The sequence below is a fragment of the Chryseobacterium salivictor genome (assembly GCF_004359195.1).
GTDB lineage: Bacteria > Bacteroidota > Bacteroidia > Flavobacteriales > Weeksellaceae > Kaistella > Kaistella salivictor.
On sequence record NZ_CP037954.1, the window covers coordinates 2,334,112 to 2,359,681 of the forward strand.

The 25,570-nt window shown below is 37.1% G+C and carries 24 protein-coding genes; 16 read left to right on the forward strand and 8 right to left on the reverse strand.

The genetic code is table 11. The features are described from left to right. The first annotated feature begins 234 nt into the window (after positions 1 to 234). The 4 genes from NBC122_RS10660 (at position 235) to NBC122_RS10675 (ending at position 5,316) form a co-directional block, all read left to right on the forward strand. A complete protein-coding gene (locus tag NBC122_RS10660; protein ID WP_133440355.1) occupies positions 235 to 951 on the forward strand; it encodes a DUF2490 domain-containing protein in 717 nt (238 codons plus the stop codon). Positions 952 to 1,050: 99 nt separating this feature from the next. Then, positions 1,051 to 2,181 carry a DNA polymerase III subunit beta gene (dnaN, locus tag NBC122_RS10665; protein WP_133440356.1) on the forward strand — a complete coding sequence of 377 codons (1,131 nt, stop codon included), beginning with the start codon at positions 1,051 to 1,053 and terminating at the stop codon, positions 2,179 to 2,181. A gap of 161 nt (positions 2,182 to 2,342) precedes the next feature. Then, positions 2,343 to 4,745, forward strand: coding sequence for a phenylalanine--tRNA ligase subunit beta (gene pheT / locus NBC122_RS10670; protein WP_133440357.1), 2,403 nt, complete (start codon positions 2,343 to 2,345; stop codon positions 4,743 to 4,745). Between the two features lie 133 nt (positions 4,746 to 4,878). Beyond that, on the forward strand, positions 4,879 to 5,316 hold the full coding sequence (locus NBC122_RS10675) for an META domain-containing protein (RefSeq protein WP_133440358.1): 438 nt from the start codon (positions 4,879 to 4,881) through the stop codon (positions 5,314 to 5,316). Between the two features lie 67 nt (positions 5,317 to 5,383). On the opposite strand, the gene NBC122_RS10680 is transcribed toward NBC122_RS10675, so the two are convergent. The 4 genes from NBC122_RS10680 to NBC122_RS10695 all read right to left on the reverse strand — a co-directional run bounded on the left by NBC122_RS10680 (position 5,384) and on the right by NBC122_RS10695 (position 8,482). Next, positions 5,384 to 5,623 (reverse strand): hypothetical protein, encoded by a 240-nt coding sequence (locus NBC122_RS10680; protein ID WP_133440359.1) that lies wholly within the window; start codon positions 5,621 to 5,623, stop codon positions 5,384 to 5,386. 137 nt (positions 5,624 to 5,760) lie between these two features. Next, positions 5,761 to 6,654, reverse strand: coding sequence for a 3-hydroxybutyryl-CoA dehydrogenase (locus NBC122_RS10685; RefSeq protein WP_133440360.1), 894 nt, complete (start codon positions 6,652 to 6,654; stop codon positions 5,761 to 5,763). Positions 6,655 to 6,664: 10 nt separating this feature from the next. Continuing rightward, positions 6,665 to 7,483 carry a M23 family metallopeptidase gene (locus NBC122_RS10690; protein ID WP_133440361.1) on the reverse strand — a complete coding sequence of 273 codons (819 nt, stop codon included), beginning with the start codon at positions 7,481 to 7,483 and terminating at the stop codon, positions 6,665 to 6,667. A 36-nt stretch (positions 7,484 to 7,519) separates the two neighbouring features. Then, entirely contained in the window at positions 7,520 to 8,482 is a 963-nt protein-coding gene (locus tag NBC122_RS10695; RefSeq protein WP_133440362.1) for a Gfo/Idh/MocA family protein, read from the reverse strand. Between the two features lie 185 nt (positions 8,483 to 8,667). Between NBC122_RS10695 and NBC122_RS10700 the strand changes: the two genes are divergently transcribed. The 6 genes from NBC122_RS10700 to NBC122_RS10725 all read left to right on the forward strand — a co-directional run bounded on the left by NBC122_RS10700 (position 8,668) and on the right by NBC122_RS10725 (position 16,097). Next, positions 8,668 to 9,318 carry a protein-L-isoaspartate(D-aspartate) O-methyltransferase gene (locus tag NBC122_RS10700; protein ID WP_133440363.1) on the forward strand — a complete coding sequence of 217 codons (651 nt, stop codon included), beginning with the start codon at positions 8,668 to 8,670 and terminating at the stop codon, positions 9,316 to 9,318. Position 9,319: 1 nt separating this feature from the next. Further along, positions 9,320 to 9,775 (forward strand): PH domain-containing protein, encoded by a 456-nt coding sequence (locus tag NBC122_RS10705; RefSeq protein WP_165983216.1) that lies wholly within the window; start codon positions 9,320 to 9,322, stop codon positions 9,773 to 9,775. 273 nt (positions 9,776 to 10,048) lie between these two features. Beyond that, the gene (gene ccsA, locus NBC122_RS10710) at positions 10,049 to 13,336 is read left to right on the forward strand and encodes a cytochrome c biogenesis protein CcsA (RefSeq protein WP_133440365.1); all 3,288 of its coding nucleotides are present in this window, start codon (positions 10,049 to 10,051) and stop codon (positions 13,334 to 13,336) included. Between the two features lie 276 nt (positions 13,337 to 13,612). After that, positions 13,613 to 14,530, forward strand: a complete 918-nt coding sequence (locus tag NBC122_RS10715; RefSeq protein ID WP_133440366.1) for a ribonuclease Z — start codon at positions 13,613 to 13,615, stop codon at positions 14,528 to 14,530. An 8-nt stretch (positions 14,531 to 14,538) separates the two neighbouring features. Then, positions 14,539 to 15,327: a TIGR02757 family protein gene (locus NBC122_RS10720; protein WP_133440367.1), complete on the forward strand. Its 789-nt coding sequence runs from the start codon at positions 14,539 to 14,541 to the stop codon at positions 15,325 to 15,327. A 218-nt stretch (positions 15,328 to 15,545) separates the two neighbouring features. Next, positions 15,546 to 16,097 carry a DUF1003 domain-containing protein gene (locus NBC122_RS10725; protein ID WP_133440368.1) on the forward strand — a complete coding sequence of 184 codons (552 nt, stop codon included), beginning with the start codon at positions 15,546 to 15,548 and terminating at the stop codon, positions 16,095 to 16,097. A gap of 159 nt (positions 16,098 to 16,256) precedes the next feature. On the opposite strand, the gene rsmA is transcribed toward NBC122_RS10725, so the two are convergent. Then, positions 16,257 to 17,027 (reverse strand): 16S rRNA (adenine(1518)-N(6)/adenine(1519)-N(6))-dimethyltransferase RsmA, encoded by a 771-nt coding sequence (rsmA, locus tag NBC122_RS10730; RefSeq protein ID WP_133440369.1) that lies wholly within the window; start codon positions 17,025 to 17,027, stop codon positions 16,257 to 16,259. 155 nt (positions 17,028 to 17,182) lie between these two features. On the opposite strand from rsmA, the gene NBC122_RS10735 reads away from it, so the two are divergent. The 6 genes from NBC122_RS10735 to rluF all read left to right on the forward strand — a co-directional run bounded on the left by NBC122_RS10735 (position 17,183) and on the right by rluF (position 21,696). Further along, positions 17,183 to 18,082, forward strand: coding sequence for a cell division protein FtsX (locus NBC122_RS10735; protein ID WP_133440370.1), 900 nt, complete (start codon positions 17,183 to 17,185; stop codon positions 18,080 to 18,082). A gap of 4 nt (positions 18,083 to 18,086) precedes the next feature. After that, positions 18,087 to 18,389: a DUF3098 domain-containing protein gene (locus NBC122_RS10740; RefSeq protein WP_133440371.1), complete on the forward strand. Its 303-nt coding sequence runs from the start codon at positions 18,087 to 18,089 to the stop codon at positions 18,387 to 18,389. 110 nt (positions 18,390 to 18,499) lie between these two features. Beyond that, a complete protein-coding gene (locus NBC122_RS10745) occupies positions 18,500 to 19,318 on the forward strand; it encodes an undecaprenyl-diphosphate phosphatase (protein WP_133440372.1) in 819 nt (272 codons plus the stop codon). A 165-nt stretch (positions 19,319 to 19,483) separates the two neighbouring features. Further along, positions 19,484 to 20,188, forward strand: coding sequence for a tRNA pseudouridine(55) synthase TruB (truB, locus tag NBC122_RS10750; protein WP_133440373.1), 705 nt, complete (start codon positions 19,484 to 19,486; stop codon positions 20,186 to 20,188). 217 nt (positions 20,189 to 20,405) lie between these two features. Then, complete coding sequence (locus NBC122_RS10755) at positions 20,406 to 20,987, forward strand: hypothetical protein (protein ID WP_133440374.1); 582 nt, start codon at positions 20,406 to 20,408, stop codon at positions 20,985 to 20,987. Continuing rightward, entirely contained in the window at positions 20,974 to 21,696 is a 723-nt protein-coding gene (gene rluF, locus NBC122_RS10760) for a 23S rRNA pseudouridine(2604) synthase RluF (RefSeq protein WP_133440375.1), read from the forward strand. Before NBC122_RS10755 ends, rluF begins: the two co-directional genes overlap by 14 nt. Here the strand turns inward: rluF and NBC122_RS10765 are convergent. From NBC122_RS10765 to NBC122_RS10775, 3 genes are all read right to left on the reverse strand, one after another. Then, the gene (locus tag NBC122_RS10765; RefSeq protein WP_133440376.1) at positions 21,693 to 22,136 is read right to left on the reverse strand and encodes a phosphohydrolase; all 444 of its coding nucleotides are present in this window, start codon (positions 22,134 to 22,136) and stop codon (positions 21,693 to 21,695) included. The two genes, rluF and NBC122_RS10765, sit on opposite strands and share 4 nt — an antisense overlap. Positions 22,137 to 22,241: 105 nt before the next feature. Continuing rightward, positions 22,242 to 22,913: an AcvB/VirJ family lysyl-phosphatidylglycerol hydrolase gene (locus NBC122_RS10770; protein WP_133440377.1), complete on the reverse strand. Its 672-nt coding sequence runs from the start codon at positions 22,911 to 22,913 to the stop codon at positions 22,242 to 22,244. Continuing rightward, positions 22,910 to 25,501 (reverse strand): phosphatidylglycerol lysyltransferase domain-containing protein, encoded by a 2,592-nt coding sequence (locus NBC122_RS10775; RefSeq protein WP_133440378.1) that lies wholly within the window; start codon positions 25,499 to 25,501, stop codon positions 22,910 to 22,912. Before NBC122_RS10775 ends, NBC122_RS10770 begins: the two co-directional genes overlap by 4 nt. Positions 25,502 to 25,570 lie beyond the last annotated feature (69 nt).

Sequence of the window (25,570 nt, forward strand, 5' to 3'; positions counted from 1 at the left end):
GAAACCAAAATGTAGTAATATCATGAGAAGAATTTTGAATGATTTAATTACACATTTGATGAGAAAAAGATAAGTTTTTACTTAAACCTTCTAAACAGAAAATGCAATACTTCGGTACTGCATTTTTTGTTTTCTTATAAAATACCGTTTCATTAAATTCTGAAACCATCATAAAATAAAGTTAATCAGAAAAATTTATTTTTTCACATTGCCTAAATAAATTATCTTTATGCCATGAAAAAACAGGTTTTTCTGATTTTATTTTTAGCATTTTTTTCTGTAGTTAATGCGCAACGCGAGCATATCTCAAGTCTTGATGTGTTGACGGTGACCTATAAATTTCATCCCAAATTTTACATTGATGCAGAAGGCCAGTTATGGGGAATAGAAGACTATTCTTATCCGGATTATTATGAAATCAAAGGAGGACTGGGGTATAATTTATCTAAAAATCAGAAGATCCTCATTGGCGCCGGCCGCTACGGCACTTACAAAAATCATCGTTTTAGTAAGGAAGAATTTAGGATATGGCTGCAGGACATCATCGAGTTAAAATCGGGAAAGTTTAAATTTGAAAACCGTTTCAGAGTTGAAAAAAGTTGGTTTTACGAACCTGTTACCGATTTGCATTCAGACAGGATAAGATTCAGGTACAGGCTGAATGTTTCGGTTCCGCTGAATTCAGAAACGGTGGAGCCGGGAACTGTTTCTGCAAATGCCTACGACGAAGTCTTTTTTATTTTAAACGATAATCCGGGGTTTGCCAGAAACCGTGTTTATGCTGGTTTTAGTTATCAGATTGACCAAACTTTTGGGGTAGGATCGGGATATCTTTGGCAAAGAGAGTTTTCAAATTCCGGAAATAAGAATTTACACCTTATTTATCTGAATCTGAAAATTAATATTGATCCTTCTAAGCGGAAAAATGGTCCTGTTTTGAAAACAGATTAATGTTGGTAACTTTTTCACCGAAACTTTTTTTATCCTGCCAAATATTGCATTTTTTAGGGTTTAATTTATATATTTGTGAAATTAATAATAATTGATTTTATGAAATTTATTGTTTCAAGTAGTGAATTACAGAAAGCTCTGCAAACCGTAAGCGGAGTAATCTCCAATTCTCAGTCGCGGCCGATTTTAGAAAACTTTTTGTTTGAAATTGAAAAAGAGAACCTGAAAATTACCGCTTCGGATGGAGAGACGACTTTGATTACTTCTTTGGAGGTGAAGTCTGATGCAGAAGGAAGGATTGCAGTTCCCGCTAAAATATTTCAGGAATTTGTGAAAACTTATGGCGACCAACCCCTGACTCTTTCTGTGAAAGATGCCGAAGACGGAAACGGAAAACTGCTCGAAATACTGGATGAGAAAGATAACTTCGCTGTGGCACTGGATCACGCAGAAGATTATCCGGAAATCCCTGAATTTGATGCAGCGCAAAGCGTAACCATTTCTGCGGGTATTTTATCTGAAGCTTTAAACAATACTTTATTTGCAACCAGCAACGATTCCTTGCGCCCGGTGATGACCGGAGTTTTGTTCCAGTTCAAAGAAGATGAAACCAATTTCGTTTCTACAGATTCGCACCGTTTGGTCGTTTACAAAAGAACCGATTTGATGAACGCTGAACCGGTAGAATTCATTATGCCGAAGAAACCTCTGGCGATTTTCAAAAGCATTTTAGCATCTTCTAACGACGAAGTTTCTATTGAGTTTAATGAAAATATGGCGAAATTCACTTTCGGAAATAATATCTGGATCTGTCGTTTGATCGATGGGAAATATCCCAATTATTCAGCGGTTATTCCAAAAGAAAATCCAAATGTTTTGACGATTAACAGAAGTCTTTTATTGAATTCAATCAGAAGAGCTTCGATTATGTCTAATAAATCCACGAACCAGGTCCGTTTCAAATTATCAGGAAATATTCTTCATTTGCATGCCGAAGATACAGAATTTGCCAACAAAGCAGATATGCAGATTCCCTGCGATTACAACGGAGAAGACATCAATATCGGTTTCAGTTCTAAGTTTTTAACGGAAATGTTATCGGTGCTTTCAGCAGACGATATCACCATGAAAATGTCACAACCCAACCGACCGGGAATCATCGAACCGGTAGATGGTTTAGAAGATCAGGAAAAATTACTGATGCTTTCGATGCCGGTGATCGGGATGTAAGAAAGCGCTTTTAAATAATTGTACACCATATTAATTGAGATTCAAAACTTTTTGAATCTCAATTTTTTTTTAACCTTCAAAATCACGATATTTGCACCTTTCTTATTTTAATACATTTATTAAAGAAATAGGAAATTTAACATCTGAAATTTACGACAGAAATGAAAATCTCAAACAACTGGCTGAAAGAATACATTAACACCGATTTAAAATCCGAAAAGATTGGCGAATACCTGACTGATATTGGTCTGGAAGTGGAGGGAATTGATCCGTTTGAATCTGTGAAAGGCAGTTTGGAGGGAATTGTTGTCGGGAAAATTTTGACTTGTGAGCAACATTCAAATGCTGATAAATTAAAAGTAACGACGGTAGATGTAGGATCCGGAAAAATCTTAAATATCGTTTGCGGTGCGCCCAATGTTGCTGCGGGACAAACCGTTCCTGTCGCCGTAGTTGGAACCAAAATTTACGGAAAAGACGGAAGTTCTTTTGACATTAAAGAAGCAAAAATCCGTGGTGAAGTTTCTCAGGGAATGATCTGCGCTGAAGATGAAATGGGTTTGAGCGATGATCACGGCGGAATCATGATTTTGGATGAAACTAAATTTGAAGTCGGTAAAAATTTCGCAGATTATTTTGAGCTGACCAATGATCTGGTTTATGAAATTGGTTTAACGCCTAACCGAACGGATGCAATGGCGCATTACGGTGTTGCCCGTGATCTAAACGCTTATTTAAGTACTCATCAAAATAATGCTAATTTTGAAAAATTAGTTTCAAAACCTTTAAATATTGAAGGAACGACTGATTTTCAAATTGAAGTTGAAGATTCGGAATTATGTCCAAGATATATCGGTGCGGTAATCGAAAATGTAGAAGTGAAGGCTTCTCCGGATTGGTTGAAAAACCGTTTGAAAGCAATTGGATTAAGTCCGATTAATAATATTGTTGACATCACGAATTATATCCTTCACGGTTTGGGTCAACCGCTTCATGCCTTTGACGGTGATAAAATCGCTAGTAAAAAAGTGAAAGTCGGTGTGAATGAAAAAGGAACAAAATTCACCACTTTAGATGGCGTTGAACGAACCCTGAACGGAACCGAAATCATGATCAAAGACGGCGAAAATAACCCAATGTGTATTGCGGGCGTTTTCGGTGGTCAAAATTCCGGCGTGTCAGAAAATACCAAAACCATCTTTTTAGAAAGTGCTTATTTCAATCCGGTTGGTGTGAGAAAAGGAGCGAAATTTCATAGTTTAAATACCGATGCCTCTTTCCGTTTCGAACGGGGAGTAGATCCCAATATGACCAGAACCGCGCTGACACACGCAATCGCTATGATTGCAGAAATTGCGGGTGGTAAAATGGTGGGCGAACTTTTGGAACATTATCCGGCAAAAATCGAAGACCATTATATTATTCTTCGTTTTTCTAAAGTGGAGCAAATCTTAGGAACGAAAATTCATAAAGAGAAAATCAAAGAGATTTTAAAATCACTCGAAATTACGGTTTTAAATGAAATTCAAAACGGCTTGGAAATTTCTGTTCCTGCTTACAGAGCCGATGTTACCAGAGAAATTGATGTGATTGAGGAAATTTTAAGAATTTACGGATACAACAAAATTGATTCTCCACAAAAGATTTCTTTCACGCCAGTAAAATTAAGTTTTGATGACCAGGATGCTCTGGAAAACGGCTGGGCGAGAACTTTGCAAAGCAACGGCTTCAATGAAGTGATGAACAATTCTTTAACATCGGTGAAAGATGAAACAGAGGCGGTGCGACTTTTAAATCCTTTAAGCGGAGATTTAGCATTTATGAGAAAGTCTTTATTAGAAGGACTTTTGGAAAATGCTGATTATAATATTAAAAGAAAAAATCAGAATATTAAGTTTTTTGAGTTGGGCAAAATCTATCACAAAAAACAAACTTATCTGGAAAGAAAACAACTGGCAATTTTGGTTTCAGGAAGAGACGAAGCAGAAAACTGGTTGCAGCCAAAGTCGGTTACTGATTTTTACCGATTGAAATCGTATGTGAAAGTTCTTTTGGATTCACTTCCGGTTTCGGTCGAAGAAAAATATCTCGAAGATTCCCGTTTTTCGGATGCAATTGAATTAACGGTGAACGGAAAAACCGTTGCCAGATTAGGAAAAGTTGCTCCTCAATTATTGAAAGATGCGGATATTGAACAGGAATGTTTCTATGCGGAAATTGAACTGGAAGTTGCACAGCGTTTCAGAACTACAGAAAATGTGAAATTTAAAGATATTCCAAAATTCAATAAAACGAGAAAAGACCTTGCTTTACTGATTGACAAAAATATTACCTACGCCGAACTCTATAAGGCGGCGAGAAGCAATCCTTCAAAATATTTAAAAAACATTAATTTATTTGATGTTTATGAAGGCAAGAATCTTCCGGAAGGCAAGAAATCTTACGCCATGAGTTTTGAACTTTTAAATGAAGAAAAAACTTTGGAGGACAAAGATATTACTGAAGTAATGAATTCTTTAATCAAAACTTTCCAGAAAGAATTTTCTGCGGAGTTGAGATCTTAATTTAAAATTCAAATAAAATCTTAAAAGCATTTCTGAAAAGAGGTGCTTTTTTGTTTTCTCAGAAACATTCAATCCTGCTGTTATCCTTTAAATCAATATTATTACTTAAATTTGAAGTATTAAAAATTTAAAAATGAAAGCAATTCACTTTCCACAGAAGAATATTTTTAGAAATATTTTCTTAGCCATTTTTACCGCTGCGACGGTTGTTTCGTGTTCAACCATGGCGACTTCCAAATCAAAAGTTGGAACGCCACAACCCAATATCGCAAATACCCAGTGGACTTTGGCTGATAACGTAAAAGGCAAAAAACCGACTTTGGTGATAGAAACTGCAAAAATTACCGGAAACGGCGGCTGTAACAGTTATTTTGGAGAGGTAATGCTGGACCGGACCGTAGGGAATTTTTCTACAAAAAATATCGGTTCTACCAAAATGATGTGTGACAATATGAGCGAAGAAACCAACTTCTTCAGTATGTTGGGCGCTGCTACGAAATATGTGGTGAACGGATCTACTTTAGAATTGTATAAAGGGAACCTTTTGTTGTTGAAATTTAATAAGTTATAAACTTTACTTCATCACAATTCTATATAAAAAAAGGAACTCTTTGTGGAGTTCCTTTTTGTTTTGCTATTTAGTCTTCTTCTTCCTCGTCATATTTAGCGAGTTCTTCGTCGCACCATTTGAAAGCTGCTTCGACTACTTTTGTAGCTTCATCTGCTACAGTTTCTTCGTCATCTCCTTCCAGGTCATCGAACCATTCTACTTCCTCTTCCTCAACATTCAAAACAAATCTTGGGTATTCGGTGTGAACTACGAATAAATCTTCAGGAAAATCTGAATTGTCTGCTAATAAAAACTTTGGTAATTTCATTTTCTTAATGTTTATAACTGGGTCAAAGATAATAATTATTTATTGAAATTGATTCCTGTGAATTTTATATTTTCCTGAAATTTTCGAACGGAATTATCTCTGTTTTTAATTTGGAGGAAAAGTTTAAGCATTTAAAATTATTTCAAAAACATTTTCGAAACGTTCTCCGCTTTTCTGCTTTCAGAATAATCATAAAAACCTTCACCGGATTTCACTCCTAATTTTCCTGCCGTAACCATATTCACCAGTAGAGGATTCGGGGCATATTTTGGATTTTTGAAACCGTCGTACATCACATTCAGAATTGCCAAACAAACATCCAGTCCAATGAAATCTGCCAGTTGCAAAGGTCCCATCGGATGTGCCATTCCCAGTTTCATCACCGTATCGATTTCTTCCACTCCCGCAACGCCGTTGTATAAAGTTTCAATGGCTTCATTGATCATCGGCATCAAAATTCTGTTTGCCACAAATCCCGGATAATCATTAACCTCTGTCGGAACTTTTCCTAAAGTTTTCGACATTTCGTAAATCGTGTCAAAAGTTTCCTTCGAAGTAGAGTAGCCTTTGATGATTTCAACCAATTTCATAATGGGAACCGGATTCATGAAATGCATACCGATCACTTTGTCTGCACGGTTGGTAACCGACGCAATTTTGGTAATCGAAATCGAAGAAGTATTGGTCGCAAGAATACAGTTCGCGGGAGCTAATTCATCCATTTGTTTGAAAATTTTCAGTTTCAAATCCAGATTTTCTGTTGCCGCTTCAACGATTAAATCCGCGTTTGAAGCACAATCTGCCAAATTCGTGAAAGTCGAAATATTATTTAAAGTTTCAGATTTCTGTTCTTCGGTAAGGTTGCCTTTTGAAATAATTCTGTCCAAATTTTTAGTGATCGTTGCCAAACCTTTGTCTAATGCTTCCTGGGAGACATCAACTAAATTTACCTTAAAACCGGTTTGTGCAAAAGTATGTGCAATTCCGTTTCCCATGGTTCCGGCTCCGATAACAACAATATTCTTATTCATATTTAAATTTTTAATAATTTTTAGTATAATTTTTTCCTTCTTCTAAAAGCGTTGCTTCACTTTCAGAAGTTTTAAATTTTGTTTTTATAAAAGTTCTTTTTCCGTCTATCCGATTAATGAAAACGACGAAATGTAAATGGGGACCACTTGCAAATCCCGTACTTCCGCTGTAACCGAGAAGTTGGTCTTTTTTTACAAGACCGCCTTTTTTCACGACTGCTCCCTGATATTTTAAATGAGAATAATCGGCAAAAGTGCCGTCGCTGTGCAGGATGAGAATTCTGTTGTTGAATTTTGCGCAGGAAATATCAGGACAATTCCGGGTATTGTTGTTCACCACTTCCACAACAATTCCTTCCCGGGCAGCCAAAATCGGACTTCCCAATTTTAAGTCGAAATCCAGTGCAAATTCATTCTGATGTGAAAATTTGCCGTTATAACCCTGAAAGATGGTCTGTGTTTTTCCTTTTTCAAAAGGCAGTGCGTAGATATAATCCTCATCAAAACTTTCCTGCCGTGCATTTCCAAAGTTATAGGAATTGGTGTAAGAGAAAGAGTTGGCTTCATTGGGTTTAATGGGAACCAGTTTTGCAATCAGAAATTTTTTGGTTTGAGGCGGAATAACCACGATGTCGTCATTTGGCAGTGTACATGTTAAATTGGTCAGTTTAAAAGTAAACTGTGCAGACATCGGCATCAGCTCATTATTATCCGCAAAGATGGAAATCTCGCGGTTGCTGACTTCATTGTAAAACTGAATATTCCATTTCTCCTGGGAGAAAAGAAAAGTCTGAATAAATAAAAAAAATAAAAAAAAAGTTCTTTCCATTTGTGAAATTCAGTTACTACGTAAATATTCGACTAATTAAGAAATCAACCTCACAATTTCCAGCGCCACTTTTAACGCTTCCGTTCCATCTTCCAAAGAAACTTCTACCTTTTTATTTTCAGTAATGGCATCGGCAAAACTTTCCAGTTCATCTAAAATAGCATTATTAGGCTGAATATTAGGATATTCAAAAATAATCTGATTTTTTTCACCTTCCGCATTTTCAATTATCATATCGAAATCACTTGGGTGTTCCGGCGCCGGTTTCATGCGGATTACTTCTGCTTTTTTCTCTAAAAAGTCAACGGAAATATAAGCGTCTTTCTGGAAGAAACGGGACTTACGCATTGCTTTCATCGAAATTCTGGAAGTCGTCAAATTCGCCACACAACCATTTTCAAACTCAATTCTGGCATTACAGATATCCGGAGATTTCGAAACGACCGAAACGCCGCTCGCATGAATGGCTTTCACTTTTGATTTTACAATCGACAATAAAATATCCAAATCGTGGATCATTAAATCTAAAACCACCGAAACATCAGTTCCTCTGGGATTAAATTCTGCCAAACGGTGAATCTCAATAAACATTGGATCTTTAATATAATCTTTAGAACCAATAAATGCCGGATTATACCTTTCAACATGACCAACCTGCGCTTTAATCCCGAATTCACGGCATTTGTACAGGATTTCTTCGGCCTGTTTTAAAGTCTGCGTCACCGGTTTTTCAATGAAAAAATGTTTACGGTTTTCGATGGCTTTCATCGCATAATCGTAGTGATAAAGAGTGGGAGTCACAATATCGAGCATGTCGATTTCATTTAACAAATCGTCGAAATTTTCAAAATATTTGTACCCGAATTCGGCTTCCAGTTTTTTACCGTTTTCTTTATCCGCATCGTGAAAGCCGACTAATTCGTATTTTTCGGATTGATTTAATAATTTTAAATGGATTTTTCCTAAATGGCCTGCGCCAACTAAACCTGCTTTAAGCATAGAAAATTAATTTTTTCAAAGATAATAATTTTGAGGCAAGAGAGGAAGAGATTATAGAGGAATAGGTAATAGACGAAAGATAATAGAAGAATAGATGATAGACGAAGAGATAGGCCATATAATCTGAAATTAAAAACTCAAATCTTAAGTCTTCAAATCTCAAATCTAATTCCTATTTTTGTGACATGCAGGATTCGTACGTACATAAAGGGAAAAGGAAAATTTTGGTGGATTATCTGAGGCAAAAAATGGATATCGCCGACGAGAATGTGTTGGCAGCGATCAACAGAGTGCCGCGCCATCTTTTTTTAGAAAGTGTTTTTGAAGATTATGCCTATGAAGACCGGGCTTTTCCGATTTTAGCAAAACAAACTATTTCGCATCCATCAACCGTTGCTGAGCAAACCGCTCTTCTGGAGATTGAAGAAAAGGATAAAGTGCTGGAAATCGGTACAGGATGTGGTTATCAAACAGCGGTTTTAATGGCGATGAAGGCTTGGGTCTACACCATTGAAAGACAAAAGGATCTGCATGATTTTTCGCAGAAAAAATTTAGAGAACTGCATCTCCGTCCGAAATTTCAAAGTTTTGGTGATGGTTTTCTGGGACTTCCGACTTTTGCTCCTTTTGATAAAATATTGGTCACCTGCGGCGCCGAAATTTTACCCACAGAATTACTTCATCAGTTAAAAGTGGGCGGAAAAATGGTCATCCCTTTAGGAAAAACCGATGAGCAAATCCTGACACGGTTTACCAAAAGATCAGAAAGAGAATTTGAACGGGAAGAATTTGGTGCTTATAAATTTGTACCGATGTTGAATGATACGAATCACTAAAATGAATACAGAAAAATTGGTTTTTAAAACTAAAATCGGTAAAAATTATCTAGGTTTATATATTGCAATGTTATTGGTTATTTTAATAATGACCATTTTTGTTTACAATGCAGCTCATGATCCTTCGATGTTCAGCTTTATGGCAGGAATCTGGATCGTGGCTTTATTATTTATGGTATCAACTTTTTTCCTTTTGAAAATCAAAATAGAAGATGAATTTATAAAAGTCGATCTTTTATATCCCATTTATAAAGTGGATATTCGAACGATCACGACGGTCACCACGGGGAAAACAATGTGGTTTGGTTTGCATAAACACGGCACGGCTGCAAAAGGTCTAATTATTTCCTCCAGATTAAAAAACGACCTTTATATTACACCAGAAAAGCAGAATCTGTTTTTACAAAAGATTTTGGAAATCAATCCGGAAATAATTATAGAAAAAGCTGAAGGTTAAAATTTAAAGTAGATTTGGAAAATATTCCAATCTTTTGAAGTTCTACAGGGGATAACCCAGACTGGCGTAAGAAGGATGGGGAAGGATTTAAGCTGCTGATTTTGTACTTATTTATCCATTCTCCCTTTTTATGAACCTAACAAAAATCATCCTTCAAATTCGCTCATTCAATATATAGATTGTATTTTTGCAAGCATTCAATTTATTCTAAATTAAAATACCTGAAATCAAGAATAAACTTTTTTTCAGTTAAAAGTAAAGTTTTAGATTCTCATGAAAAAAATTCAAAACATTCTTATTTCGACCAGAACCATGGCGGTTTTGTTGTTAGTGTACGCCGCTTCAATGGGTTATGCTACTTTTCTGGAAAATGATTACGGAACTCCTACCGCGAAAGCACTGATTTACGAAGCAAAATGGTTTGAACTCGTTATGCTTTTACTGATGTTAAACTTCGTGGGAAATATTTCACGATACCGACTTTGGAGACGGGAAAAATGGCCGGTTTTGGTTTTTCACTTATCATTTATTTTGATATTCCTCGGTGGTGCAGTCACCCGATATATTAGTTTTGAAGGAATTATGCACATCCGTGAAGGTGAAACATCCAACGAAATTATTACCGATAAAAATTTCTTTAAAATTCAAATCGAAGAAAAAGGTGATATTTTGAATTATCAGGATGTTCCTTATCTGATGTCGCCACTTCACAAAAATCTTAAAGCAAGTTATGACTATCACGGGAAAAAGGTTTCGGTAAAAGCGCTTGATTTTATTCAGCGGAAAAAAGACAGTCTGGTTGTTGATCCAGCGGGAACAGAATATCTGCATTTGGTTTCTACAGGACAGTCTGGACGGGAAAATATCTACATCAAACCAGGCGACTCCAAATTGGTGAACGGAACTTTGGTTTCATTCAACAGAGCGATTGAGGGCGCGGTGGAATTTAACAATACCAATGGAACGTTGCTCATTAAAACTCCAGTGGAATCGGAATATATGACCATGGCAACCCAGGCAAAAGGGACGACCAAAAAAGATGAATACGAACCTTTGGTCTTAAGAAGTCTTTATACTGTAAACGATTTGAAACTGGTTGTTCCTGAAGGTTTGATGAAAGGAAAACTTATTGCCTACGAAGGGGACCGTAAAAAAGATAAAGATGTTTCGGATAATTTAAAAGTCGAAGTTCAGGGACCAAAATCAAAAGTAATCGTTGATCTTCCTGTTGAAAAAGGAAATCCAAACGCCTTTAAACAAATCTCAGTGGATGGTATGAATATCATTCTTGGGTTCGGACCGAAAGTATACACCACGCCGTTTTCTTTAAAACTTGAAAAATTTGTGATGGAAACTTATCCTGGAAGTTCGTCGCCGAGTGCTTATGAAAGTCACGTCCAGATCATCGATCAAGGAAAACAAACCCCTTATAAAATTTATATGAACCACGTTCTTAATCATAGTGGATACCGGTTTTTCCAAGCTAGTTTTGACCCCGATAGGAAAGGAACCGTGCTTTCTGTGAACCACGATTTCTGGGGAACGTTAATCACCTATATCGGTTATTTCTTTCTGTTCGGTGGCATGTTTGTCATCTTCTTCTGGAAAGGAACACACTTCTGGAAACTGAACCAAATGTTAAAAAATGTAAGCAAAAAGAAAGCAGCCACGCTGTTATTAATTCTGTTGACTTTAAACTTCAACGCACAAAAAATTGAAACCCATGGTAATACTGATGGTTCTGGTCAGCAAGTTCATTCTGCAGATGACGGTCATGGCCACGGTGCAGCAGATCTGTTAACTACAGAGCCTGCTCCGCAAAAACCGAAGGGCGCCCGAATGTTAAAATCTCCAAAGCCGATTACTGCTGACGAGATTATTGCCAAAAATAGAATTTCAAAAGAGCACGCAGAAAAATTCGGTTATTTATTGGTTCAAAACTACGAAGGCCGTATTGTTCCGATGAATACTCAGGCTTTAGATGTTCTTAGAAAATTATACAAACATGATACATTTAATGGCACAGACGGAAAATCACTGACAGCTGACCAATGGTTTTTGTCCATCAATACCGATACTGCAAGCTGGACGATGGTTCCGATCATTAGAGTTGGTTCTAAAGGTGGAGAAGAACTAAGGAAAAAAACCAAAGCTGTTTATAAAGATCATAAATCATTAGGTGATCAGTATTATACCTCTTTAATGAGTCTTTTCCCGGCAGATGAAACCGGCGCACTGCATTACGTTTTGGAAGAGGATTATCAGGAAGCTTTCCGGAAAAAACCGGCAGATCAGACCAATTATGATAAAGAAGTAATTGCCGTGAATGACCGTGTTCAGGCATTTAACGAGTTCTTCAGCGGACAGTTTATGAGAATTGTACCGGTGAAAAATGACCCGAATAATACCTGGCATTCCTGGTTAGATCAAAATTTCGAACCCGATACCGCATCGCAGGAAGTGATGGGACCTTATTTCGCAGAAATACTTGCCGCTCAAAAATCAGGAGACTGGAGCAAAGCCGATGCAGAATTGGCAAAATTAGAGCAGTATCAAAAAACCTGGGGTAAAAATGTGGTGCCGAGTGAATCAAAAATTAACCTGGAAGTATTGATGAACAAAGCAAACATCAACTTTTATTTATTGATGTTCTACTCAGTAATCGGTGGTTTATTATTACTGTTAGGATTCATCGAATTATTCAAACCGAATAAGATTGTAAATAAAATAATCAAAGGGTTAATTCTTGTTGGATTGGTTGGTTATTTCCTACAATTCTTAGGTTTAGTCGGAAGATGGTATATTTCAGGTCACGCTCCTTGGAGTAACGGTTACGAAGCCATTATCTTCATCTCGTGGGTTGGGATAACAGCTGGATTGTTATTATACCGAAACTCGAACGCCTTAATTCCTGCAGCCGGATTCATGGTAGCGGTAATCATGATGGGCTTTGCACACGGTGGTTCAGCATTGGATCCGCAAATCACACCGTTGGTACCTGTATTGAAATCATACTGGTTAATTATCCACGTGGCGATTATTACTTCCAGTTACGGATTCTTCGGTCTCTCGATGGTTATTGCGATCATCACGTTGTTTTTCTATATTTTCTCCAACAAAAAGATCTATAAAATTCACCATGATACCACGATCAAAGAATTAACGGTCGTTTCAGAAATGTCTTTAACCATAGGATTATACGCCTTAACCGTAGGAACTTTCCTTGGTGGAATTTGGGCAAACGAATCGTGGGGAAGATACTGGAGCTGGGATCCAAAAGAAACCTGGGCCTTCATTTCCGTCATGGTTTATGCCTTCGTTTTACACATGCGATTAGTACCGGGACTGAGAGGAAGATGGGCTTTCCACGTGGCTTCACTGTTCGCAATCAGTACCATTGTAATGACTTATTTCGGTGTAAATTATTACTTAAGCGGATTGCATTCTTACGCAGCGGGAGATCCTGTGCCAGTACCAATTTGGGTATACATCGGCATTGCTTTCATGTTTACTTTGGCCATTGTTTCTTATATAAAATTTAAAAAATTAAATACGAAATAATTATAAAATTTTTAAATCCCGAAATTTATTTTCGGGATTTCTTTTTTTTAGGAGCAACAAGATTTTCGCTTTTTTAGAAATTTCGGTCCCGCTTTCCGCTGTATCTTTTTTTCGTCGTTCCTCCTCAAAAAAGGATGTCGCTGCAATCGGGGCTAAAATCAAGACGCGCTTTTCTTTTCAAAATCCCCGAAATAATTAGTAAATTTGTTTAAATTTAAAAACTTCCAGCAACTCAACATCCTGCATTAAACATCCAACACCAAACATCCAACACTTTTGAGCGCACACTTAACTATTCTCGGCTTCAACTCAGCAATTCCTACGGTGAATTCGTCTCCTACAGCACAATTCCTGGAGATGGAAGAGCGGTGTTTCCTTATCGATTGCGGCGAAGGAACCCAGGTTCAGTTAAGAAAAGCAAAAGCACGGTTTTCAAAAATCAATCATATCTTTATTTCGCATCTACATGGCGATCACTGTTTCGGTTTGCCTGGATTAATTGCCTCTTTCCGGTTGTTAGGCCGCGAAACCCCTCTGCATGTGTACGGTCCGAAAGGAATTAAAGAAATGCTGGAAACCATATTCAGATTAACAGAAACACACAAAGGGTTTGAAGTCGTTTACCACGAGCTGCAAAGTAAAAAATCAGAGAAAATATATGAAGATCATAAACTGGAAGTTTTTACCATTCCCTTAAACCACCGCATTTACTGCAACGGTTATTTGTTCCGTGAAAAACCAAAAGAAAGGCATCTCAACATGCAGGAGGTTTCGAAATATCCAGAAATAGAAACCTGCGATTACCAGAATATAAAAAGCGGAAAAGATTTCGTGCTGAGTGACGGTTACGTTTTGAAAAACGAACTGTTAACTAAAGATCCGACAAAATCGGTTTCTTACGCTTTTTGCAGCGACACCAGATATACCGAATCTATTTTACCTTTGATTAACGGAGTGGATTTATTGTATCACGAAGCGACTTTTTTGCATGACTTAAAAGAAATGGCCGATTACACAGGACATACGACCGCTTTGGAAGCTGCAAGAATTGCCAGAAAGGCAAACGTCGGCAAACTGATTATCGGGCATTTTTCTAACCGCTATAACGACCTGAATGTCTTCCTGAATGAAGCACGCGAGGTTTTTCCCAACACCGATTTACCCAAAGCCTTGGTTCCGGTAGAAATTAAATAGCAGGAAAAGTGAATAATCTTACCCCATTTCCTGATCCTGAATTTCTAAAAGATTTTCTCGATGAAAAAGCTGATTTTTATAATCATACCGATTTTATTGAAAATGATCCCATTCAGATTCCCCATCGGTTTTCTTTAAAGCAGGATATTGAAATTACAGGATTTTTAGCCGCAACGATTTCCTGGGGAACCCGAAAGTCAATCATCAGTGATGCAGAGAAAATATTGGCCTGGATGGGAAACTCGCCTTATGATTTCGTGCTGAATTTTCAGGAAAAAGATATGGATTTGTTTCATCATAATTCTGTCCACCGTACTTTTAACAAAGAAGATCTCAATGAGTTCATCCGAAATTTAAGCAGACTTTATAAAAAAAATGACTCGTTGGAAAATTTGTTTTTAGTGCAAGAAGATGAAACCAATTTTTACCACAGCCTCCAACGCTTCAGAACAGAATTCTTTAAAGAAAATCAAATTCACCGAAGTACAAAGCACGTAAGTTCAACTTACAAAAATTCCTCGGCAAAACGCTTAATCATGTTTCTGCGCTGGATGGTTCGCAAAGACCGGAAAGGAGTGGATTTTGGAATTTGGGAAAATATTGATCAGAAACATTTATCCATTCCACTGGATGTGCACACCGGAAATATTTCCCGAAAACTCAATCTGATTCAAAGAAAACAAAACGACTGGAAAACAGTGGAAGAGATGGATTTGGTTTTAAGGAAATTCGATGATAAAGACCCCGCGAAGTATGATTTCGCACTTTTTGGTTTAGGAATTGATAAAGAGTTTTAGACTTATAAACCATAAAGTAACAAAAGTAAAATTGTGAAGATCTAATCGCTTGAATTAGAAAAGAATACATTTTTTTAACATGAATTCACGAATTTGTTGTAAATAAATCCATTCGATTTTTATTGGTGAAATAAAATTAAATAATTATAAAGCGGGAAATCCGCGCATTGGTTTAAAAAGCTGAAACAGTTACCTAATAATTTGAGGAAAATAAAAAAATGAAAAACAGAGAAGAAAAAACCAAAGAAAAAATCGAATTTCTAGTTCGCGTTACCGATGGTGTGATGTGGTGGATTGGTTCTATTCCTTCGTTAATTGTACATTCAATTATATTTTTAACTGCGTTTTTACTTCCGATTTTTGGCATTGTTGAATTTGATAAGATGCTTTTGGTGCTTACAACGGTACTTTCGTTGGAAGCGATTTATCTGGCCATTTTCATTCAGATGTCGGTAAACAGAAGCAATGAACATATCGAAGATTTGAAAGAAGACGTGAACGAAATTCAGGAAGATATTGAAGATATCCAGGAAGATATTGAAGAAATTAGTGAAGATATTGATGATATTCAGGAAGATATCGAAGATATTGCTGAAGACGATGATGATGAAGATCATAACGAGCGCGCCAGAAATGTAATGTTAAAAAGCAATGTTTCTTCTAACAAAAGTGATATCAAAGCAATGAGAGAAGTAATTGCCAATCTTCAGAAACGGTTGGAAGATTTAAAAACTGAAGAAGAAAATGCAAATCTTCCTCCGGAAAACTAACTTTCGAAAAACCTTGCGAAGGTGGAGTTATAAACTTTCGACCTTTTCTTTTTTACGCTTTTACATATTTTAAAAATATAAAACTTTTGTGGTTTAAAAAAACAAAATGTTTTCAAACGAAAAAACCATTTCAAAGCTGAAATGGTTTTTTTTGTTTTTTTAAGAATGCTCCTTCCAAAGCTGCGTAAATGCTATGAAATCTGCGACCGATAATTCTTCCGCCCTTTTATCCATAAATTCGTGGGCTTTCAATTCTTCAGGAATATCCAAAGCTTTTAGCGAATTCGATAATTTTTTCCGGCGCTGACCAAAACCTGCCTTTACAATTTTTTTAAACAGAACTTCATTGCCAGCCAAACCCGGTTTCGGATTTCGGGTTAAACGAATAACACCGGATTTTACCTTTGGAGGCGGATTAAAGACGTTTTCATGAACAGTAAACAGATATTTAACATCATATAACGCCTGTACCAAAACGGACAGGATTCCGTAGTCTTTCGTTCGGGGAACCGCCGCCGTTCTTTCCGCAACTTCCTTTTGAAACATGCCAACCATTTCGGGGACACGGTCGTAATAATCAATAATTTTAAATAAAATCTGTGAAGAAATATTATAAGGAAAATTCCCAATTACAGAGACTTGACCGTCAAAAGATTCCTCAAGATTTAATTTCAGAAAATCACCGATGAAGTGTTTTTCTTCTAATTTCGGATAATGACTTTTTAAATAGGCGATCGATTCGGTATCAATTTCTGCTACAAAGATCTCGGCATCTTTCTCCAGAAGATATTTGGTGAGCACGCCCATTCCGGGACCGATTTCCAATACCTGATTTTTATTTTCATAACTCAGTCCGTCTACAATGTTTTTGGCAATATTTTCATCCGTTAAAAAATGTTGACCCAGATGTTTTTTGGCTCTTACGCTCATTCAGAAATTTAATTTTATTTGTTAAAAACGAAGGCTGAAAACCCATTTTTAAAGGTTGCTCTTCATTTCTTTTATGTTTTTTTTAACAGCGATTTTCTGCGTTTGTCCGCAAATTACGGAAGTTTTTTTCTATTTTAGCAGAAATTTTTTATTTAATGGCTAAGACAGTTGAAGATTTTAACAAAAAGCGACTTCGCTCCAGCAATATCACCGTTGTGATCAGTATTGCACTGGTACTATTTTTATTAGGCTTGATGGGGTTGATCCTTATCAATGCTCAAAAATACTCAGATTACATCAAGGAGCAATTGGTAGTGAATGCCTATTTTGACGAGAATTATGATGCGAAAGATTCTGTGAAAATTGCAAAATTAGAAGCAGAAACCTTCAAAAAAATTCAAGTGTTGGCACCGGTAAAACGGGCTACTTACATTTCGAGAGAGATGGCTGCGGAAGAAGCAAAGAAAAGTATGGGGATTGAAAGCAGCGCTTTGTTCGATGCCAATATTTTCCCTTCATCGATCGAAGTCGCTTTGAAACCCGAATTTGTAGATCCTGCAAAAATCGATGAAGCGATAAAACAGATAAAATCCACGCCCGGGATCATCGATGTGAAGAACAACAGTACTTTGATGGTTGAAGTTTATAACAACCTGAACAATATTCTGAAATGGATTTTAGGATTTTCAATATTGTTTTTAATCTTAGCGATTGTCTTGATCAACAATTCGATCCGTTTGAAAATTTTCTCTAAAAGGTTCATTATTAAGACGATGCAGTTGGTGGGTGCCAAACGCCGTTTTATTTTAAAACCGTTTATTAAAGAAGCCATTATTCTTGGCGTGATCGGCGCTTTAATCGGTTTAGCTGTTTTGTTTGGAGCGTGGTATTATTTCATTACCCAAATCGGGACCCCGTTTGCGCAGGACAATAATCAGTTAATTATTCTGGTGATCGGTATTTTTTTACTGGGCGTATTCATCACCGTTTTCAGTACGATTTTCGCAACATGGCGTTTCTTGAGATCCAATGTTGATGATCTTTATTATTCTTAAAAAAATGAGCACAAAAAATAAAAAATTCTCCGCAGATTCAATCGGTAAATCCGTCGAAGTTTCAGAAAGTAATTCTTTCTATTTCGGTAAAGAAAACTACAGATTCATGTTAATTGGTTTGGCTTTAATTATCGCCGGATTTCTTTTAATGATGGGAGCTGATGCCAATACCGTTGATGGGAAATACGATCCCAATGTCTGGAATGAAGGTATTTTCTCTATCCGCAGAATCCGTATTGCGCCCATGTTGGTCATTGCCGGTTTTGTCGTGGAAGTGTATGCCATTCTGAAAAGAAATAAGAATTAAATTATTCACCAATAAATACCCACTTTGTCAAAGTTCTAAACTTTGACAAAGTTTTTTTTAACAATCATGTTACTCTGAGCCAGCTGAAGAGTTTTTTAATATCATAAATAATGGATTTATTCAAAGCAATCATCATTGCAATTATTGAAGGACTTACCGAGTTTCTTCCCGTTTCATCAACCGCGCACATGGGTTTTACCGCAGCCATAATGGGTATGGAAGAAACAGAATTCCTAAAAATGTTTCAGGTCTCCATTCAGTTCGGAGCCATTTTAGCCGTTGTTTTTGCCTATTGGAAAAAGTTTTTTGATTTTAAACATTTGAAATTTTACTATAAATTGGCTTTTGCGGTAATTCCGGCCTTGGTTTTAGGCTATCTTTTTGACGATAAAATTGAAGCGATTCTGGGGAATCAAATTGCCATTTCAGCGGTATTGGTATTAGGCGGAGTTGTTTTACTCTTCTCTGATTCCTGGTTTAAAAATCCAACCATCGACGATGAAAAAGACATGTCGGTCAGGAAAGCGGTGATCGTAGGTTTTTGGCAATGTCTCGCGATGATGCCGGGAACGAGTAGGAGTGCGGCTTCCATCATCGGAGGTATGTCACAGGGTTTGACGCGTAAAGCCGCCGCAGAATTTTCATTTTTCTTGGCGGTTCCGACCATGTTAGCCGTGACCGTGTATTCTGTTTTTGTAAAAACCTGGGGGAAAGAAACCGCAACTCCCATGAAAGGTTATGAGATGATTCTATCGTCTTCCGATAATATTATTGCTTTTATTGTAGGAAATATTGTGGCGTTCATCGTTGCTTTAATCGCTATAAAATCGTTCATCGGATTGCTGAATAAATACGGTTTTAAACCTTGGGGTTGGTACCGGATTATCGTGGGAATCGGCTTGTTGATTTACTTTTATTGGTTTCAATAATCTTACTTGAGCAAATATTTTATGATACCGAATGTCTATATGTTTTTTATGGCAGACATTTCCGCCCTCCGTTCCCGCTTTTTTGCCTCCACTATGTTGCGACAAAAAGAGCTCCACTCAGGTCGGGCTGCAAAGCAGAACTCTTTACCAATTTAGTTTTTAAAAATGACCGATACCGATTTCTTAGAAGGACAAATAATACTCCTTGACAAACCTCTGGATTGGACGAGCTTTCAAGCCGTGAACAAACTGAAATACAAACTCAAAAGTGAATTTAATCTTCCGAAGAAATTCAAGATTGGGCACGCCGGAACTTTGGATCCGCGGGCGACAGGGCTTTTAATCGTTTGCACGGGGAAATTCACCAAAATAATTCCGGAAATTCAAGATGCTCCGAAAGAGTATTTTACGGAAATAAAAATCGGCGTGCAGACAGAATCTTACGATACCGAAAAACCCGAAATTCTGCAACAAGATATTTCAAATATTACAGAAGTTCAGATCAACGAAACTTTAAATAAATTTCTGGGCGAAATCGATCAGAAACCGCCTGTTTTCTCCGCCATTAAAATTGAAGGAAACCGCGCGTACGACTTAGCCAGAGCAGGAAAAGAAGTCGAAATGAAATCCCGTAAAACGACGATTAACTATATCAAAGATATTGTGATCGAATTGCCTTTCGTTAGATTTACCGTCGGTTGTTCGAAAGGAACTTATATCCGGAGTCTGGCGCACGATATTGGTCAGGATTTAGTAGTGGGAGCGTATCTCACTAATCTTCGCCGAACAAAGATCGGTGAATATTCTATCGAAAATGGAAGTTCAGAATATCTGGAAAATGAATATCGTTTTGAAGACTTTAATAAATAGAGAAAAATTTGAACTGTGAGTTTTAAACCACAAAAGGCACAAAAGTTAACTGTTTATTGAAGTGAATCAAAAGATAAAAAAAGAGAAGGTGCTTTGTTTTCGATGGAAATCTTCATTAATATTACTTCTTAATTTTCATCTTAAAGGTTAATTTTTAGTAGGGTAATTTGTGCGGTTTGTGTTTAACTTTACATTATAAAATACCGAATTTCGATCAATGAAAAAAATATATCTTCTACTTTTATTGGTTTCCATTTCTGGATTTGGCCAAAAGCAGAAAAGACCCATTCAAGGTTTTTATTTCAGCCCGGAATTGAGTGCAGGATTTAATTTGTCGAATATGATTAAAAGCAACAGAGACAGAGAAAATGATCCAAATTATTTGAATAATAACAATTACCCCAATGATTTTTCTTACGGAATTTCAGCGGTAGCAGGATTTAATTTTATTCCGAATTTGTCTTTAGGTGGAGGATTAAAATATACTTATACCGTAGATAATTTTCATATTTTGTATGGAATTATTCAACCGAAAATCCTTTTTAATGTGGATGATGGTGAACCTGTTTTTATTGATTTAACTTACGGATTTCAGCTGAACAGATCGGTGGTTGACAATTCGGATTTATATGGAATTAAAGTGGGGAAATTGGTTTCTCACATTAAACGATTAAGCCAGCAAGGTGGCTTTTATTTGGAAGGCCAGCAATTAGGAAATACCGGAGTGACCTTTGTGGGTGTATTTTACGGGTTGACGGTTTTCAGCAACAAAAATTATAATGAGTATGGAAAAGACTAGAATAAATAAATACCTTTCAGAAGTTGGCTTCTGTTCACGAAGAGAAGCAGACCGGCTTTTAGAACAGGGGAGAATCACCATTAACGGAGCAGTTCCGGAAATGGGAACTAAGGTTTCTGACGACGATGAAATTTTGGTTGACGGAATTAATATTAGAAAAACAGAAGAAAAACCCATTTATATCGCTTTGAATAAACCGGTTGGCATTGTCTGTACCACCGATACCAAAAGGGAAAGAGACAATATTATCGAATTCGTCAATCATCCGAAAAGGATTTTCCCGATCGGCAGATTAGATAAACCGAGTGAAGGTTTGATTCTTTTGACCAACGACGGAGATATCGTCAACAAAATCCTCCGCTCAAGAAATAACCACGGTAAAGAATATATTGTAAGAGTTGACAAACCCATCACCCCGAAATTCCTAATGCAGATGCGCGGCGGAATTCCGATTTTGGGAACGGTTACCAATAAATGTGAGGTCGAACAGATCGATAATTTATCGTTCCGTATTGTTCTTACTCAGGGCTTAAACCGCCAGATTCGCCGGATGTGCGAGTATTGCGGTTATGAAGTGAAAAAACTGAAGAGAATCCGCGTTCTGAATATCAAACTCGACCTTCCGATCGGCAAGTGGCGGGATTTAACCGACGCGGAAGTCAACGAACTGAAAGCGCTTGTTTCGGATTCTGATAAAACGGTTGACTAATATTTTTCCTTTAAATAAAGATAAGCCGTTAAGTATTTATTCAGCCGTTTCATGTCCCGTTCGGTGATAGGATGATTAAATCTTGTTAAACTCATATTATCCTGCAGGTCATTTAACTTTACCGAAACAGCAAGTCTTGATTGTTCTGTTTTTTTGATAAATTCCATATAGTCGATATCGGTTGGGTGTTTGGTGAGACATTTTACGGCAAAAATCAACTCTTCTGTAAATCCTTCGTCACTTAAAGTTTCGTAGGTGATTTCGGGGCAGTCTTCGATGATATCATGCAATGCGCCAACGATTTTTTCGTCATAGGTTTTTCCGGCATTCATTACGCGCATCACATGACCGATATAGGGACTTCCAAATTTATCGGTTTGTCCTTTATGGGCTTTTTGAGCCAGTTTAATGGCTTTGCTGAGCAGTTCGTCTTTGGTCATTTTAATCTAAATTAAAGCAGTTAACAGATCAAATATAAGTTGATTTTTTTAAATTTATTATAACGCAATCACTAAAATTTAAGAAATATCTGATGGTTTTGGTATCTAAAAATATTTGATAATAGCATCTGCCAGCATTTTGGTATTGCCGCCAAAGTGATGGTCGCCGGGAAGGTGTAGAAATTGGTAATTCTTTAGCGTTATTTCATTTTTAGGGAAATATGCTCTCTCCAGGTCGCTTACTACTAAAGTGAAAGGCACATTTTTCAGCTGATTGATTTCATTGACCACGCTGAATCCATGTTGCATATGGCCGGTGACATATTCTTCAAGATGAATTTCAAAATCATTGACTTTAGAGGGGCCGATGATAATTAAATCCTGAATGTTTTTCTGAAAATCACGGTCGAAACGGTTATAGATAAACGGAGCTACATCTGCGCCGTAGGAATAGCCAATGATGATGATCTTTTTATTGGTCCTGTCTTTTATGGCTTGTTTCAGATAATTTTCGGTGTCTTTCGAAGCTCTTGAAGGCGTCTTTTTGGTCCAGAAATATTTTTTGGTATTCAGCGCAAAAACATCGTAACCATATCGGTGAAGTTCCTGCGAAAACGTTTTCGAAAACGTATTGAATCCCGCGTCACCGCTGATATAGAAGACAATCGGCTTATCACTTTTGCTGTTCCATTCAAATACGGGAAAACTGGAGGTGTTTTGGCAGGAAAATAAAACCAACAGCGAAAAGACAGTAAGGATTTTTGCTAAATTTTTCATTTGGGTTTTGTGATTTTATTTAAAGCAGCCGGTATTTGCAGTAAATCAAAATCGCTGCCATAAATCAAATATTTATTTTCCCATTGATCGGCATATTTTTCCTTGAAATCGCGCAGGCTCTGATAATGTTTGAAACTTCCGATCCGGTTATAAACAAACTTCAGGATTTCCTCTGCCGTATTATCGGGTTGTTTCATTCCAGCCAAAGGCGTTAGTCCAAGGTTGATGTACATCAGTTTTTTAGATTTGGCATATTCTGTTAATTTTACAATCATCGCATCCATACTTCCGTTAGGAGCGGTGGTTGTTTTGCGGATCAGATCATAGGTGCATTCTTCGGGTGCGAAATCCGGAATAATATTAAGAAAGGCTTCGATTTTTCCCGCTTCATTTTTAATGACGATTAAATCCTGTTTTTCGATTTCAGCGCGGTCAAACATTCCCTGCGAAAATACCATTTCTTCCTTGTCGAATTCCTTAAGCCATTCATCTGAAATACTTTGAATTTCATTGAGAATTTCTTCACTTTGCGGGCAGTGAAGAAATTCTGAGGTGTAGCCTTTTTTGGTTAAAGAATTAAGGCCGTTTCTTAATGATTTTCGGTCTTTTCCTTCCAGTCTGAAGGTTTCGGTATTCATAATCGCTTCCTGACCAATAAACAGTTGCTGTTTTTTTAAAGGTTTAAAGAGGTATAAACTTTGTTCATCAATTCTATAATAAACGGATTTTAAACCGTTCTTTGTACAGAAATCTTCAAATTCCTGTATCATTTTTTCTTTATTTTCTTCGGTACAAACCGGCTCTTCGAGTACGAAAGCAAACGGGTTTGCAGCGCTGTATGAAACAAAACCTTCAACCTCATCAGAAAAGTAGAACTGCTTTTCTTTTGCTGTTTTAAAGAAATCCAGGGATGAAGTTCCATACATCTGTACCAGATTTTGTGCTTCCTCAACATCGCTGAAACTTTCTTTGTCGTTGACCAGTCTCCGAACATTAAAGACAGAAAAAAAGAGGAGCAGCCAGGAAATGATGCCGAGAAAATAATTAATGTATTCAAAATCTCTGGCAAATCCGGTTCTCGGACTCAGTCCTGTATCCTTAAAAAGCAGAAAACTGTTCAGCGTGTAATAAAGAGATTCCTCCCAGGTGAAATCTACCCCGAAATGCTGTTTGTCAATAAAGTAAAAGCTCAGAAAATTAAACACGATCACGGCAGCAAAAAGTCCTAAAAACCAGGAAAAACCGAGTCTTAAATATTTTCTGTTCGTCTTTAAAACATATTCTTTTCTGCTGATGATCAGCATAAATATAATAACCAGAGCGACAATCGATTCTTCATAATCGAGAGCTTTGAAGATGTTTCCAAAAAAGGAAATAATGGCCAGGGCGAGTGCAAAATACCAGCCCCGTTTTAAACCCCGAAAAAGATAAGCAGAAGTAACCACCAAAAGGATTCCTGCGATTAACGTCAATATTTTAGAAAAATGCATTAATTCGGCAGGAAGATACATTTTCCCGATTTTCAAACGCTCTGCAAGTGGTGGAGTAATCACCGAAATAATATTGATCAGTCCCAATACAAAGATGGCAAGGGCAGGAAGAATTCTGGCCACTATTTTTCTGCCTTTCCAAACGAATGCAAAAAGACCCAGTAACAAAGGCAGCCAAAACTCGAAAACCCTGTACAGTAAGGTGATTCCTAAACCCTGACTGTGAGTAAACCCGAAGTTTGCCAAAATGTAAATTAATGTAAATTCTACCGCACCCAAACCCCGTAAAAACGGAGAAACCAACATCAGCAAAACTGAAATCGTATAACCTACCGCTGCTGCAGAAAACGAACCGGTTGCGCCAAAAGCAAACATGGCAATCAGCAAATGAAATATCCCGCAAAATTCAATTAAAATGGAAATGAAGATGGTTACAATAAAATGTTTTGTATAGATTTCGCCGCCGAAAATTTCATCAATACTACTGATTTTTTTGGGGAAATGCTTTTTTAGGAACTGATAAAAAAAACCTTTTGTACGCAGTGAATTGACCAGCCCAAAAACGGAACCGATAAAAATTCCCACTGCGATCAACCAGAATCCGGATTCCCCGAAATCTTTATTGACCACCGCAGCATATCCTACCACCGGAATACCGACCACAAAAACGGTAAGGATTCCTACAAATCCATAAACAGCACTGGCTTTATGAATGCTGTTTTTATCAAAGTTCTGCCGTTTCATCTGTCGCGGCGTATAAGCCAGAGAACTGATTCCGCCTGCCGGAAGGAAAACACTCAGAAAATTTCTTTTTAAAAATAATTCTACGGCATCAGAAAGTTTCAAACGTACGCCAACCGAACGGAAACTGGTAACGTACATCAGCGATTGCAGAAAGACGTAGATGAAAGTAAGAAACACTCCGGCCAGAATCCAAAGCGGTTTTGCATGTTGAATCTGAGGAATGATCGCAGCCATTTCTTTTCTTTCGCTTCTGAAAAATACAAAAGCAAGAAAAAGAATCAGAACAGCAAGGAGTTCCTGCCACCGAATTTTCGAAATTATTTTAGGAAAAGGTATTTTCTTGAGTTTAGTCATGAGTTGTATGTTCGATTCGGACTTTTAGTTTGATCATACTGCTGATTATCGAAATTACTGCAACAAAAA